12 protein-coding genes are annotated in these 13,316 nt (G+C 60.8%); 8 read left to right on the top strand and 4 right to left on the bottom strand.

The genetic code is table 11. The features are described 5' to 3' along the window. Positions 1-32: 32 nt before the first annotated feature. The 4 genes from AC1DVW_RS25030 to AC1DVW_RS25015 all read right to left on the bottom strand — a co-directional run bounded on the left by AC1DVW_RS25030 (position 33) and on the right by AC1DVW_RS25015 (position 4,549). Positions 33-1,130 carry an ABC transporter ATP-binding protein gene (locus tag AC1DVW_RS25030; RefSeq protein ID WP_477245057.1) on the bottom strand — a complete coding sequence of 366 codons (1,098 nt, stop codon included), beginning with the start codon at positions 1,128-1,130 and terminating at the stop codon, positions 33-35. Between the two features lie 12 nt (positions 1,131-1,142). Continuing rightward, a complete protein-coding gene (locus AC1DVW_RS25025) occupies positions 1,143-2,033 on the bottom strand; it encodes a carbohydrate ABC transporter permease (protein ID WP_477245055.1) in 891 nt (296 codons plus the stop codon). Continuing rightward, positions 2,030-2,989: a carbohydrate ABC transporter permease gene (locus tag AC1DVW_RS25020; protein WP_477245053.1), complete on the bottom strand. Its 960-nt coding sequence runs from the start codon at positions 2,987-2,989 to the stop codon at positions 2,030-2,032. The genes AC1DVW_RS25025 and AC1DVW_RS25020 overlap by 4 nt, the downstream gene beginning before the upstream one ends. A gap of 78 nt (positions 2,990-3,067) precedes the next feature. Beyond that, positions 3,068-4,549, bottom strand: coding sequence for an ABC transporter substrate-binding protein (locus AC1DVW_RS25015; protein WP_477245051.1), 1,482 nt, complete (start codon positions 4,547-4,549; stop codon positions 3,068-3,070). A gap of 212 nt (positions 4,550-4,761) precedes the next feature. Between AC1DVW_RS25015 and AC1DVW_RS25010 the strand changes: the two genes are divergently transcribed. The 8 genes from AC1DVW_RS25010 to arfA all read left to right on the top strand — a co-directional run bounded on the left by AC1DVW_RS25010 (position 4,762) and on the right by arfA (position 13,290). Beyond that, positions 4,762-5,472, top strand: coding sequence for a GntR family transcriptional regulator (locus tag AC1DVW_RS25010; RefSeq protein WP_477326668.1), 711 nt, complete (start codon positions 4,762-4,764; stop codon positions 5,470-5,472). A gap of 53 nt (positions 5,473-5,525) precedes the next feature. Further along, entirely contained in the window at positions 5,526-6,692 is a 1,167-nt protein-coding gene (locus AC1DVW_RS25005) for a mandelate racemase/muconate lactonizing enzyme family protein (RefSeq protein ID WP_477326666.1), read from the top strand. Between the two features lie 62 nt (positions 6,693-6,754). Then, complete coding sequence (locus tag AC1DVW_RS25000) at positions 6,755-8,113, top strand: mandelate racemase/muconate lactonizing enzyme family protein (protein WP_477326664.1); 1,359 nt, start codon at positions 6,755-6,757, stop codon at positions 8,111-8,113. 215 nt (positions 8,114-8,328) lie between these two features. Beyond that, positions 8,329-8,655, top strand: a complete 327-nt coding sequence (locus AC1DVW_RS24995; protein WP_477326662.1) for an NIPSNAP family protein — start codon at positions 8,329-8,331, stop codon at positions 8,653-8,655. A gap of 8 nt (positions 8,656-8,663) precedes the next feature. Then, positions 8,664-9,863, top strand: a complete 1,200-nt coding sequence (locus tag AC1DVW_RS24990) for a mandelate racemase/muconate lactonizing enzyme family protein (RefSeq protein ID WP_477326660.1) — start codon at positions 8,664-8,666, stop codon at positions 9,861-9,863. Between the two features lie 345 nt (positions 9,864-10,208). Next, positions 10,209-10,544 (top strand): hypothetical protein, encoded by a 336-nt coding sequence (locus tag AC1DVW_RS24985; RefSeq protein WP_477326658.1) that lies wholly within the window; start codon positions 10,209-10,211, stop codon positions 10,542-10,544. A 122-nt stretch (positions 10,545-10,666) separates the two neighbouring features. Further along, the gene (locus AC1DVW_RS24980; protein ID WP_477245038.1) at positions 10,667-11,593 is read left to right on the top strand and encodes an ArsR/SmtB family transcription factor; all 927 of its coding nucleotides are present in this window, start codon (positions 10,667-10,669) and stop codon (positions 11,591-11,593) included. Positions 11,594-11,778: 185 nt separating this feature from the next. Continuing rightward, complete coding sequence (gene arfA, locus AC1DVW_RS24975) at positions 11,779-13,290, top strand: arabinosylfuranosidase ArfA (RefSeq protein ID WP_477245037.1); 1,512 nt, start codon at positions 11,779-11,781, stop codon at positions 13,288-13,290. The last annotated feature ends 26 nt before the right edge of the window (positions 13,291-13,316 follow it).

The following is a 13,316-nucleotide window of genomic DNA, read 5'->3' as shown; positions in this document are numbered from 1 at the left end:
ACGCCCACGCTCGACATGCACCCGTCCCTGTCTCAATCGGCCTTGAGGGCCATTTCGGTTTCGCCGTCGAACAGATGCATCCGCTCCTGGTCGAACTCGAGCCAGATTTGCTCGTCGGGCGCGACTGCAATGGTTGGCGGCACGCTGACGTTGACGATGGCGCCCGACAGGAACGCCTGCACGAAGGTGACGTCTCCGGTCGGCTCCACCGTGTAGGCCTTGGCCGGGACGCTGCCCGGCACCGCGCTCTTGTGGAGCTTGATCGTCGAGTGACGTGCGCCGAGCACGACTTTCCGGGTCGTTGCCTTGGCAACCTTCCGGGCGTTGGGCTGCGAGAGCTCGAGACGCCAGCCCTCAGCGCCGGTCAACACGGTGTTGCCGTTTGCCGTCGATGCCTCCAGCGCGATAAGGCTCATTGCCGGGCTGCCGATGAAGCTGGCGACGAACATGTTCACCGGATGGGCAAAGACCTGCGCCGGTGAATCATATTGCTGCAGGAAGCCGCCATTCATCACCGCCATCTTGTCGGCCATTGTCACGGCTTCGAGCTGGTCGTGCGTCACATAGATGATCGTCGCCTTGAGGTCCTGGTGGAAGCGCTTGATTTCCGAGCGCATCTGCACGCGCAGTTTGGCATCGAGGTTGGAGAGCGGCTCGTCCATCAGGAACACTGCGGGGTCGCGCACGAGGGCACGGCCGAGCGCCACACGCTGCTGCTGCCCGCCCGAAAGTTCGCGCGGCTTGCGCTCGAGCAGGTGCGTCATGTCGAGCACCCGCGCCGCTTCCCTGACCTTTTTGTCGATCTCGTCCCTGGGCAGTTTGCGCATCTGCAGCGGGAACGCCAGGTTCTTGTAGACCGATTTCTGCGGGTAGAGCGCGTAGTTCTGGAACACCATTGCGATGTCCCGGTCCTTGGGGTCGAGGTCGTTGACCACCCGGTCGCCGATGACGATGTCACCCGATGTGATCGGGATCAGCCCCGCGACGAGATTGAGCGTCGTTGTCTTGCCGCAGCCTGAGGGGCCGACCAGTGCAACGAACTCGCCGTCATTGACGGTCAGCGAAACCTCGTTGACGGCTTTGAAGCCGCCATAGGTCTTGACGAGATCTCTCAGGACCACGTGGGCCATCGGCAAAACTCCCTAGTGCTTGACCGCGCCTTCTGTAAGGGCGCGTACGAAGTATCGTTGCAGGACGAGGAACAGCACCACGACGGGCACGCTCATCATGAAGCTGGCCGCCATCAGGCCCGGAAAGTCCGTTGTATTTTCCGAGAAGAAACGCTGGATGCCGACCGGCAGCGTCAGCTGCTCGTTCTTGGAGAGAAAGGTGTAGGCGTAGATATACTCGTTCCACGCGCCGATGAAGGAATAGATCGCGGTGGCGATGATGCCCGGCGTCGAGAGCGGCATCACGATCAGAATGAAGGCCTGGAACCGCGTTGCCCCATCGATGCGCGCCGCCTGCTCGAGCTGCACCGGGATGTTGTCGTAGAAACCCTTGAGCAGCCAGATCGCCAGCGGCAGGCCGAAAGTGAGATAGGTGAGGATCAGCGAGCCATGCGTGTTCACCAGCCCGAGCATGCGCATCAGGATGAAAAGCGGCACGAGAAAGATCACCGCCGGGAACATGTTGCGCAGCAGCACGGCGAAGAACAGGAAGTTCCGGCCGGGGAAACGGAAGCGCGAAAACGCGTAGGCCGCAGGGACAGCCACGATCACGGAAAGGATCGTCGTGGCGGTCGACACGAAAAGGCTGTTCCAGAAGAAGCGGAGGAAGTCCTGGCCGACACTGTTCTGCGGATCGAGTAGCTTCTGATAGCTGGCGAGGGTCGGCTCGTCCGGCCACCATTGCGGCGGGAATTGCATCGCCGCGAACCCGGACTTGATCGACGTAAGCAGCATCCAGACCATCGGCAGCGCGGTGTAGAGCAGCATGAACACGAGGAAGATGCGCCCCGCCCACCGCCATCCGTCGACGCGCATGCGCCGACCTGTCTGACCTCGAGGGACTGTCTCGGTGATCGTGCTCATGCGCCCCCCTCCTTGCGATCGTTGCCGCTGAGCGCCCGGACGTAGAAGTAGCCAAGCGTCATCAGCATGAGGAACAGCAGCACCGAATAGGCCGAAGCCACCCCCCAAAGCTGCCGTCCGAAGGCAAGCTCGTAAATGTGTGTGATCCAGATATGCGATGCATTGGACGGTCCGCCGCCGGTCATGATCCACGGGATGATGAAGGAATTGAAATTGGCAACTGCGAGCAGCAGGATCGTCACCGTCGAGACGCTGCTCAGATGCGGGAACGTAACGTGCCAGAAGCGCTGCCAGGCACTGGCCCCGTCGACTTTTGCGGCGCTCAGCAGCTGTTCGGGAACTGTCTGCAGGCCGGCCATCATCATGATCATGGCAAACGGAAACTCGCGCCAGATATTGACGACAATCAGGGAGGGCAGCACCGTGCTGACGTTGTCGATGAAATTCGGCGGCCGGTCGGCCAATCCGAGGCCGACCAGCACCGCGCCGATGATCCCGAAGTCCGAATGATAGATCCACTTCCAGATGTAGGAGGCGGCGACCGCGCTGATGACCCATGGAATGATCAGGATGGCGCGCATGACACCACGGCCGACAAAGTCGCGGTGGAGCGCCAGCGCTGCGCCAAACCCCAGGACGAAGGAGATGAACGTCGACGCCAGCGTCCAGATCAAAGTGTTCCAGGTGACTTTCCAGAACACCCGGCTGGTGAGGATGGCCGTGTAGTTGTCGAAGCCGATGAAGGTCTTGTCGCGGAGCTGCAGGCCAGGCGGCGTCTTAAAAAACGACAGCTCGATCGTGTAATAGATCGGATAGGCGATGACGATGAGCATCACGGCAATCGCCGGCAGCACGTATGCGTAGTCGGCGCGGTGCCCCCACACATTCCGCAGCACGCCGGACCAGCCGGTTTGCAATGTTCGGCGAGCCTCGGCCTTGCCGGTCATGATCGTCACTGTGGCGCGCCCTTGTTTTCTCGGAGCTAGCCGGCTGCACCGTCGGCACAGCCGGCCAGATCGTGTGTCAGGCTCAGGCTAGAGTTTGCCTTCCATCAGGTTCTTTACCTTCTCGGCCGCGTCGTCCGCTGCCTGGTCGACGGTCATCGCTCCGGTCAGGGCATTCTGCAGCATATCCGGGACGATGATGTTCATGATCTCCGGGGCCTGCGGCAGTGCTGGAAACGGGATGCCGTATGGCAGCATCGAGGTGGTGACATCGAGGAACTTGATCTTCTCCAGGCGTTCCTTCATCCATTTGGTCTTGAAGCCGTTGAGGTTGCCCGGGTTCGAGCCGGCATAGGCCATCTTCAGCGACCATTCGGGGCTGGTCCACATGCAGATGATCGCCTTTGCAGCCGGCTCGTCCACCTTGCCGCCCTCGACATATTCGGGCTTCAGGATGTGGATGTTCGAGCCGCCGAACACGACGGCGCGCTTGCCGTCGGGACCGGTCGGGATAAGACCGTAGCGCATGTTGTCGATGACGGTCTGCGCCTTGTCCTTGTCGGTGCCTGTCGCCTTCTTCTGCAGGTCGAGCATGACGTTGTAGTCGGACGGGTGCGAGATCATCATGCCAAGCTGGCCGGCGACGAACAGGGGCTGGTTATCGGCCTGCTGGTTGGTGAGTGCCGAGACCGGAACCGACTTGTCGCGAACATACATGTCGTACGAGGCTTGCAGCGCCGCCTTGCTTTGCGGGGTATTGAGTTCGACCTCCTTGTAGGTCGGGCTCGCCGAGGCTTCATCGAAGACGCCGCCGCCATAGCCCCACAGCTGCGGCATGAAACGGTACGGCGTGTTGCCGGCGTTCTTGCGGGCCACGAGACCGTAACCGGCAATGCCGAGCTTGTCGTGAATCTGCTTGGAATACTTGACGACGTCGTCCCAGGTTGCCGGAGCCTTGTCCGGATCGAGGCCTGCTCGCTTGAAGATATCGGCGTTCCAGATGAACGCCATCGTCTCGTTGTTGGTCGGAATGCCGTAGGTCACCCCATCCCAGGTCACGGCCTTCATGGCGCCGGGCCAGAAATCCTCGGTCGAATACCCCACATCCTCGGGTTTCAGCGGCTCCAGATAGCCCTTTGAAGCGAACTCGGTGCCACCCAGGATTTGCAGGCGGACCGCCATCGGCGCGGCATTGCCCAGCAGCGCGGTACGGAACTTGTCGAGCAGGTCGTTATAGGTGAGGGCCTGTTCCTCGAGCTGGATGTTTGGATAGGTCTTACGGAAGGTCTCGAAGAACTCCTTGTAGTACTGGCGCAGGAGGTCGGGGTCGCCCTCGAACACACCCTGGTACCAGAAGGTCAGTCGCCCCTTGTAGTCGAGCGGAGTGACCTTGCCGCAATCGGCCGCCGTATCAAACTCCTGTGTGCCTGCAATGGAGCGCACATACTCCGGCGACCATTTGCTCAAATCGACCGGCGGCGCGCCCAGCGCCGACGCGGACATCAGCGACACCATTAATGCAGTGGAGACAGTGCCGCGCAGGACGGCACCGCCGAGTGTGATCCTCGTCATAGGTATCCTCCAGGTTCTCTCCCATGCCGCTCTGCGTCGAGGCAGGCGGTCTCATTCGTTCGATCGCGGGACGTCTGCTGTTTTATGTATCCCTTCGGTCACTTCGTACGTTTTCAGATAGTGGATTACGTGTCAACGCGCTAAATCGTACATTGTTTATGGAAACCGTGCGTGATATCGAGCAAGGCGTGTATTAATTTGGGGAGCCGGCCTTGGCCGAAACAAGCGATTTCAAAGCAGAACCGCCCGAGGGGATTGACCCCATCGGGGCCTCCAGCGAGGGAGCCTCGCTCTATCAGCTGATCAGGGAAGACATCATTGAGGGACGGCTCGCCGCCAACGAGCGGCTTGTGGTGACCGATCTTGCCCGCCGTCACGGCACGTCGACCAACCCCGTGCGCGAGGCCTTGCAGCTCTTGCGCGGGGAGGGGTTTGTCACCTTCCTCCCCAATCGCGGCGCGCGCGTCCGGCCAATAGATCAGGATTTTGTCCGGGATATCTACGAGATCGGGGTGCTGATCGAGCCGGCTCTGACGCGATGGTTTGTGAATATGGCGACTGGAGAGGACATTGCCGAACTCGAACGCATCCAGGGCCTGATTGAAGAGAACAACTTTGCCGACACGTTCCGGCACAGTGAGCTGGATACCGCCTTCCACACCGTGATGTACCAGCGGCACTACAATCGCCATGCCGCCGAGCTTTGGTGGAAGCATCGCGAAGTGCTGCGAGCCGTGAGCCGGCGTTTCAACTTCACGCTTGCCCGGCGTGCCGCGATCATTCGCGAGCATCGCGAACTCATCGCGCATGTAAAAGCGGGAAATGCCGACGAGGCAGCCGAACTCATAGCACGCCATGTCGAAGGCTCCGGCCGGCATGTCCTCGAACACATGCGGGCACGCAACGCTGCCCGGGCAGGATAGAAGATCCGGTCTGGACAGCGCCAGCCTGACCCATTCCAGAAGAGGTAATTGAGATGAAGATCACGAGCATCCGGCCGTGGCTGATCAAGTCCGATGCTTCCTACTGGGGAGAGTATCTGTTCGTCGAAGTGACGACCGACGAGGGGGTGAGCGGTTGGGGAGAGATCACCACCACGACCAGGCTCGCCAACCGCGCTCTCTGCACGATCCTGCGGCAGATAGGCATCGCCCTGACCGGCGAGGACCCAGCGCGCATCGAGCACCTCTGGCACAAGGTTTTCCGCAGCTTCACCTACATGGGCAGCCGCGGCGCCGCCGTCGAATGCGTGAGCGCCATCGACATCGCCCTCTGGGACATCCGGGGCAAAGTCCTTGGCAAGCCGATCTACGAGCTGCTGGGCGGACCGGTGCGTGATGAAATTTCGCTCTACACCCATCCCAACCAGGCCAAATTTACCAGCAAGGAGGCTGTGGTCCGCGAAATTCTTGACATCGTCGAGTCCGGACACACGGCGCTGAAGTTCGACCCTTTCCCGCACCAGGGCCGCAGCCCCGACGGCCAGTCGCGCGAACAGCGGGACGGCTACCTCGATGGCGGCATGACGCGCAAGGACGAGCGCGAGGCGGCCGAACTGACCGCGCTGATCCGCGAAACGGCGGGCCCCGATGTCGACATCCTCATCGATGCGCATGGCCGCTTCGACGTTCCCACCGCCATTCGCCTCTGCCGCAGCCTCGAGGAGGCCGGCCAGATCGACTGGTTCGAGGAGCCCTGTCCGCCCGAGAGCCTCAACGCCCTCAAGCAGGTGCGCGAGAAGGTCAGTGCCGCCATCTCATGGGGCGAGCGCGGCCACACCAAGTGGGATTTCGTCCCGGTGCTGGAGAACAAGCTCGCCGACTACATCATGCCGGACGTCACCTGGACCGGGGGCATTACCGAGCTCAAGAAGATTTCCGCTTTGTGCGAAGCCTACTACATCCCGGTCTCGCCGCATGATGCCGCGGGGCCGATCAACGTGGTTGCCGGCGCGCAGGTGATGATGACCGTTCCCAACTTCTACAAGCTCGAGACGTCGGAGTGGAACCTGGGCAAATATGATCACCTCATCGACACACCGCTCGCCGTTTCGAACGGCAGCCTCAAGCTGACGTCGAAGCCTGGTCTCGGTGTCGAGATGGACCGCGACTACCTGCAGGCGCACGAGATAGAGCTGGGCTAGCAACACTCCATGCCGGCGCAGCGTGCGGACGAAAAGTCCCGCCGACTAGTACGAGGACAAGCATGCCAAAGACCAGTGTAGCCGGCGATGCCCTCAATCGGGTGAACACCAACTCCCGGCCGTCCGACCTTCGCATCACCGACATCAGGGTCGCTGAAATCGTCGGCGCGCCATTCACCTCGGCGCTGCTCAAGATCTACACCAACCAGGGGATCGTCGGGCTTGGCGAAGTGCGCGACGGCGCCAGCGCCACCTATGCGCTGATGCTCAAAAGCCGGCTGCTTGGCGAGAACCCTTGCGACATCGACCGGCTGTTCCGCCGCATCAAGCAATTCGGTGCGCACGGCCGGCAGGGCGGCGGCGTGTCGGCAGTCGAGATCGCGCTGTGGGATCTCGCCGGCAAGGCCTATGGCGTGCCCATCTACCAGATGCTCGGCGGACGGTTCCGCGACAAGGTGCGCGTCTATTGCGACACCGACGCGGACAAGCCCAGCGGCACCGAGACCGGCAAGCGGCTCAAGGCGCGGATGGATCTCGGCTTCACCTTCCTCAAGATGGACCTCGGCCTGGCGCAGGTCTCGCACATCCCGGGCGCGGTGGTGGCGCCGGCCGGCGTGCTCGACGGTTTCCGCACGCATGCCGCTCGCGGCCCGGCACGCACGCTGGACGAGCGCCGCGCGCGCAACGCCGCCTATGACGCGCAGAACGTCCCGCATCCCTTTACCGGCCTCCACTTCACCGAAAAGGGCATCGACCTGCTCGACCAATATATCCACGAAGTCCGCGAAGTGATCGGCTACGAGATCCCGCTCGCCATCGACCATGTCGGCCACATCTCGCTGCAGGACGGCATTCGCCTCGCCCGGCGCATCGAGAAATACGCACCAGCCTGGCTCGAGGACGTGATTCCCTGGCAATACACCGAGCAGTATCGGCAGCTGCAGCAGGCCACCTCCGTGCCGATCTGCACTGGGGAAGACATCTACCTCAAGGAAGCATTCGAGCCGCTGCTCAACGCAGGCATCTCGGTCATCCACCCGGACTTGCTTACGTCAGGCGGCATTCTCGAGACCAAGAAGATCGGCGACGCGGCGCAGGACCATGGCGTTGCCATGGCCATTCACATGGCGGAAAGCCCGATCGCCGCGATGGCGGCCGCGCATGTCGCGGTGGCCACGGAAAACTTCATGGCGCTCGAATATCACAGCGTCGAAGTGGAGTGGTGGGACGACATCGTCACCGGCTTGCCCAAGCCACTGGTCAAGGACGGGTTCATCACAGTGCCGGACAAGCCGGGACTGGGCATCGACGACGTGGTCGACGAGGTGATCAGCCGGCATCTGCAGCCCGGTGTCACGGGGATATGGCAGCCAACGGATCGCTGGGACAACGAGTATTCCTGGGATCGCACCTGGAGCTAAGTTTCGTGCCCAACCCCGCACTTTCACGGCCTTCCCCAAAAAAAGGGGGGAGGAACGCCTGATCCAATCCCCGCTATGTCACCGGTGGTCACGCTCCTCTCAATGGAAAGGATCGTGGACGGGGGTGAGGCCAAGCACACAGAATGGGGGACGAGCCCCCTCAACCGGCGCGAAGCGCCTGCCTCTCTCCAGGGGAGAGGCGACAAGGAGAAGACATGATCTACGAGCTGAGAGTCTACGAGTGCCTGCCTGGCCGGCTACCGGCGCTGCTCAAGCGCTTTAACGACCACACCCTGGCTCTGTGGGACAAGCACGGCATTCGCCAAGCCGGGTTCTTCACCACGATGGTGGGCGAAAGCAGCAATCGCCTCATCTACTTCATCGCCTGGGAATCGCTGGCTGAGCGCGAAGTGAAGTGGAAGGCCTTCGTCACCGATCCAGAGTGGTTCAAAGTGCGCGACGAGTCTGAAAGCGATGGGCCAATCCTCGCCAATATCACCAACCAATTGTTGGCGCCGACCGCCTTCTCATCGGTGAAATAGGCAGTCCCATGAAAATCACCGACCTCCGCTGTGCCGTTATCGGCAAACACCCCATCATTCGCATCGTCACCGACGAGGGCCTGCACGGCCTGGGCGAAGTCGAATACACCAAGCCCTATCTCAAACCCTGGGTGCTGCATTTTCGCGACGCCCTGATCGGCGAGGATCCGACTGACGTCGAGCGCGTGATGCTGAAGATCCGCCAACGCGGCTCTTTCAAGCCCTATGGCGCGGCGGTAAGCGCCATCGAGCACGCCTTGTGGGATATCGCCGGGAAAGCGGCGGGCGTTCCGGTCTACAAGCTGCTCGGCGGCAAGGTGCGCGACAAGGTGCGCGTCTACAACGGCTCGATCCGCCGGAAACGCACGGGTGACCGGCCGGAGGACTACGCCGCCGATGTTAAATGGATGATGGAGCAGCCGCAGAACTTCTTCATGGTCAAGCAAGGAATCTCGTTCCACTCCAACATGAAGGACAGCATCGAGAGCTTCCACTACGGCGTGACGCAGAACAAGGCCGGCTACCACGGTGCCATGGACCAGGGCGTGATCAGTGAGCGCGGTTTCAATCACATGCTCGACTGCGTGATCGCGATGAAGGAGGTTCTGGGTGACAAGGTCAGCCTGGCGCTTGATTGCGGCCCCGGCTGGATGCTGCCGGATGCGATCAAGTTCGCTCGCTCGGTCGAGAAGTACAATTTGATGTGGCTCGAGGACATGCTGACCGGCGATTATGTGCCGTGGGTCAATCCGCAGGCCTATCGGGAGCTGACCACCTCCACCTCGACGCCAATCCATACCGGCGAGCAAATCTACCTCAGGCACAATTTCAAGGAACTGATCGAGACGCAGGCGGTGCGCATCATCGGCCCCGATCCCGCCGATGTCGGCGGCATTGCCGAGCTGAAATGGATCGCCGAACACGCCTACATGCACTCGATCCTGATGGCGCCGCACGGTACTGCCAACGGCCTGCTCGGCCTTGGCGCGCTGATCAATGTCTGCGCCACCTTGCCCGCCAACTACATCGCTTTCGAATATCCGAGCGCCTCCGACCCCTGGTGGGAGGACATCGTCATTGGGCTGCCGAAGCAGGTGGTGACGGATTCGATGATCGACGTGCTCGAGGCTCCAGGATTGGGCGTCGACATCGACGCCGCAGGCGCGAAAAAGTATCTTGGCGAAGAAGACGCGGGCTTCTTCGACTGATTGTGCCAGCCTGGGCGAGCTGGCCGCGTTCGCTCGTGGCCGTTGCCTGTTCCTGCAAGCAGCTGTCCTACGCCCTTGCTTTGCCTGGAGACGGACTGCGAAAACGAGTGATAAGGTCGGCCTGCGCCCAGAGTCAAAGATGGGCCGGGAGTACGGAAAATGGCACACCGAATGGGCACCGCAATGCTTGGCTTCTCGGCCCTTGCCCTGGTCGCGTGCCAAGCCGCCCCTGAAACGCGGCAACCCGCCGCTCTCGAACCTGGGACAGAATCTGGTCCTACTCCATCCCAACCTGCCTTGGGTCCCGCCGTCGTTTCTTCCAGTTCGGCAAGCATGGATCAATCCGTGGCGATCACGCCTCCTGGCAAGGGCATTCCAGCAAAATACGCTGCCTTTTCGGGCCTATGGGCCGGACGATTGGAGGGAATGTATGAAGCCAAACTTGCGGTTCAGACGATTTCTTCCAACGGAAAGGTGACGGTCACCTATGCGTGGGGAAATCTGGCCGACAACTATCCGGGAGAGGCAGCCGGCGCAGGTAGAATTACAGGCACCACGTTGAAGCTTGGACGGCTCCCGAATGGCGCCGACCTCAGCTTTGCGATGCTGCCCGACGGAACCCTGGCCGCAACCGTTGCGCTTGCGGGCCAGACCTACACGGGCACGTTCGTCAGGCAATAGTTGCGCACGCAGCCGCGGATCAACCAAAGTGACCTGAGGTTCTGCCAGCGCATTGATTAAATCAGATATCCCGATATACAAGACAGTTTCGGGTACAGATTTTGGCGTGGGCTGGGAATTCCATGAGCAGCAATTTTCTGGTGATCGAACCTGAGGAAGGCATCGCCGTCCTCAAGGGGCTGGCCTCCTTGGCGCGAATTTCCATGCTGAAACTGCTGCATGAAAAAGGGCCGATGAATGTCAACGACATCGCTGCCGTGCTGTCGCTGCCGCAATCGACGGTCTCGACCAATATCCAGGTGCTCGAGGATGCGGGCCTGATCCGGACCGAGAACCAGAAGGCGAAGAAAGGCAGCCAGAAGATTTGTTACCCGACCGCCGAGGAAGTGCTCGTGGTGTTCAAGAGCGAGTATCGCGCGGTCAAGAACAACGCCATCGAAGTGTCGATGCCGATCGGGCTCTACACTGGTTTCGAGGTGACGGCACCCTGCGGCCTGTGCTCTCCAGATGGCATTATCGGTCTGCTCGACGTACCGAATACTTTCCTCGATCCGGACCGTATGAAGGCTGGGCTGCTATGGTTCACGCGCGGCTTTGTCGAGTATCAGTTTCCCAACAATGCCAAGCTCGCCAATGCCGAGATTACCGAGCTCGAAGTGGGGATTGAACTGTCCTCGGAGGTGCCGGGCACCAGCGCCGACTGGCCCTCCGACATCACGCTGACGATCAATGGCGTCGATGTCGGCACCTGGACGTCGCCCGGCGATTTCGGCGACAAGCGCGGTGTCTTCACGCCGGCCTGGTGGAAGCTCAAGGGCTCGCAATATGGTAAGCTGAAGAACTGGCGAATTTCCGCTGACGGCACTTACGTCGACGGGGTCAGGATTTCCGAAACCAGCCTCGCCGCGCTCGACCTCAAGGGCCATCATTCAATCCGCATCCGCATCGGCGTCAAGGACGACGCCAAGCGCCCCGGCGGGATCAACATTTTCGGCAAGGGATTTGGAAACTACGACCAGGACATTCTGCTCAGGATCAAAACCGGTTGATATCATCAAATCGGGTTTCGAAGATAACGCAGCAATTTCAGTCGTTTGCTTACATTGATGACCGAGGCTGCAGTTAAATTGTCAGACATTTGGCTGTTTTTGACTTGACGGATGGGTGCTGCTTCCCTTTGATATCGGACAAGATGATTTAAATCATCATTTGTGATATCATGGGAGGAAAACGCATGAAGGCAGCCGTCACGGCGCATCCGCACTATGTCGTCTCGAAAATCGATCCGAGGCTCTATGGGTCCTTTATCGAGCATCTCGGGCGTGCGGTTTACACCGGCATCTATGAGCCGGGCCATCCGACGGCAGATGCCAATGGCATGCGTCAGGACGTCATCGATCTGGTCAGGGAACTCAATGTTCCGATCGTGCGCTATCCCGGCGGCAATTTTGTTTCCGCCTACAATTGGGAAGACGGCGTCGGCCCCAGGGAAGAGCGGCCGGTGCGCCTCGACCTTGCCTGGCATACGTCGGAAAGCAACGAAGTCGGCCTGCATGAATTTGCCGACTGGTGCGCCTCCGCCAACACCGAGATGATGCTGGCCGTCAATCTCGGCTCGCGTGGCCTCGATGAAGCCCGCAACCTTCTGGAATACGCCAATCATCCTGGCGGCAGTGAGTGGAGCGACAAGCGCATCGCCAACGGCCGCAAGCAGCCCTTCGACGTCAAGCTCTGGTGTCTCGGCAACGAAATGGACGGCCCCTGGCAGATCGGCCACAAGACCGCCGACGAGTATGGCCGCCTGGCCCACGAGACCGCCAAGGCGATGCGCGCCTTCTCCAAGTCGCTCGAACTCGTGGTCTGCGGTTCTTCGAATGCCAGGATGCCGACCTATCCCGAATGGGAAGCGGTGGTTCTCGACCACACCTACAACGAGGTCGACTACATCTCGCTGCATATGTATTTCGACAACGAAGCCAATGATGCGCCGAACTACCTCGCCATGAGCGAGAAGCTCGACGACTACATCGTCTCGGTCTCAGGCGTCATCGACTACATCAAGGCCAAGAAGCGCTCCAGCAAGCAGGTCTACATCTCGTTCGACGAATGGAACGTCTGGTACCATTCCAAGGAGCAGGACAAGAAAATCCTCGGCGGCAATGACGGCTGGCCCTTTGCCCCGCCACTGCTCGAAGACATCTACAATTTCGAGGACGTGCTGCAGGTCGGACTGATCCTCAACACCTTCATCCGCCGTTCCGACGTCGTCAAGATCGCGTGCATGGCGCAACTGGTCAACGTCATCGCACCGATCATGACCGTTCCCAATGGCCCGGCATGGCGCCAGACGATCTTCTATCCCTATCTCTATGCCTCGATCTACGGCCGCGGCAACGCGCTGGATCTCAAGGTCGAAAGCCCGACCTACAAGTCCAACGTCGCCGGCGACGTTGCCTATGTCGACGTCGCCGGCGTGCATGACACGCAAACCGGGCATGTCACCTTCTTCGCCGTCAACCGCCATCCGGACGAGGCAATCGAAACCGTCATCGACATCAGCGGTTTCGGCACGGGCGACATCGTCGATCACCAGGCGATCACGCACGCGGATCTGAAAGCCGTCAACTCGGCCGGGAACCCCGGCAATGTCGGCCCCAGGAAGGGGGAGGGCGCCTCGCTGGCTGGCGACAAGCTCCGCCTGTCGCTGCCGGCCTATTCCTACCAGATGATCCGCCTGAAGCTCTGACTTCAGGCGGATTGTCGGAAAGTGCA

Source organism: Mesorhizobium sp. P3_B5 (assembly GCF_056402815.1).
This window is presented reverse-complemented; position numbering and strand designations above follow the sequence as displayed.

Bases quoted from the DNA above. Each gene is read 5' to 3' on its own strand.
- AC1DVW_RS25000 (WP_477326664.1), top strand. From the start codon at position 6,755: ATGCCAAAGACCAGTGTAGCCGGCGATGCCCTCAATCGGGTGAACACC.
- arfA (WP_477245037.1), top strand. From the start codon at position 11,779: ATGAAGGCAGCCGTCACGGCGCATCCGCACTATGTCGTCTCGAAAATC.
- AC1DVW_RS25015 (WP_477245051.1), bottom strand. From the start codon at position 4,549: ATGACGAGGATCACACTCGGCGGTGCCGTCCTGCGCGGCACTGTCTCC.
- AC1DVW_RS24980 (WP_477245038.1), top strand. From the start codon at position 10,667: ATGAGCAGCAATTTTCTGGTGATCGAACCTGAGGAAGGCATCGCCGTC.
- AC1DVW_RS24990 (WP_477326660.1), top strand. From the start codon at position 8,664: ATGAAAATCACCGACCTCCGCTGTGCCGTTATCGGCAAACACCCCATC.
- AC1DVW_RS25030 (WP_477245057.1), bottom strand. From the start codon at position 1,130: ATGGCCCACGTGGTCCTGAGAGATCTCGTCAAGACCTATGGCGGCTTC.
- AC1DVW_RS25025 (WP_477245055.1), bottom strand. From the start codon at position 2,033: ATGAGCACGATCACCGAGACAGTCCCTCGAGGTCAGACAGGTCGGCGC.
- AC1DVW_RS24995 (WP_477326662.1), top strand. From the start codon at position 8,329: ATGATCTACGAGCTGAGAGTCTACGAGTGCCTGCCTGGCCGGCTACCG.
- AC1DVW_RS25005 (WP_477326666.1), top strand. From the start codon at position 5,526: ATGAAGATCACGAGCATCCGGCCGTGGCTGATCAAGTCCGATGCTTCC.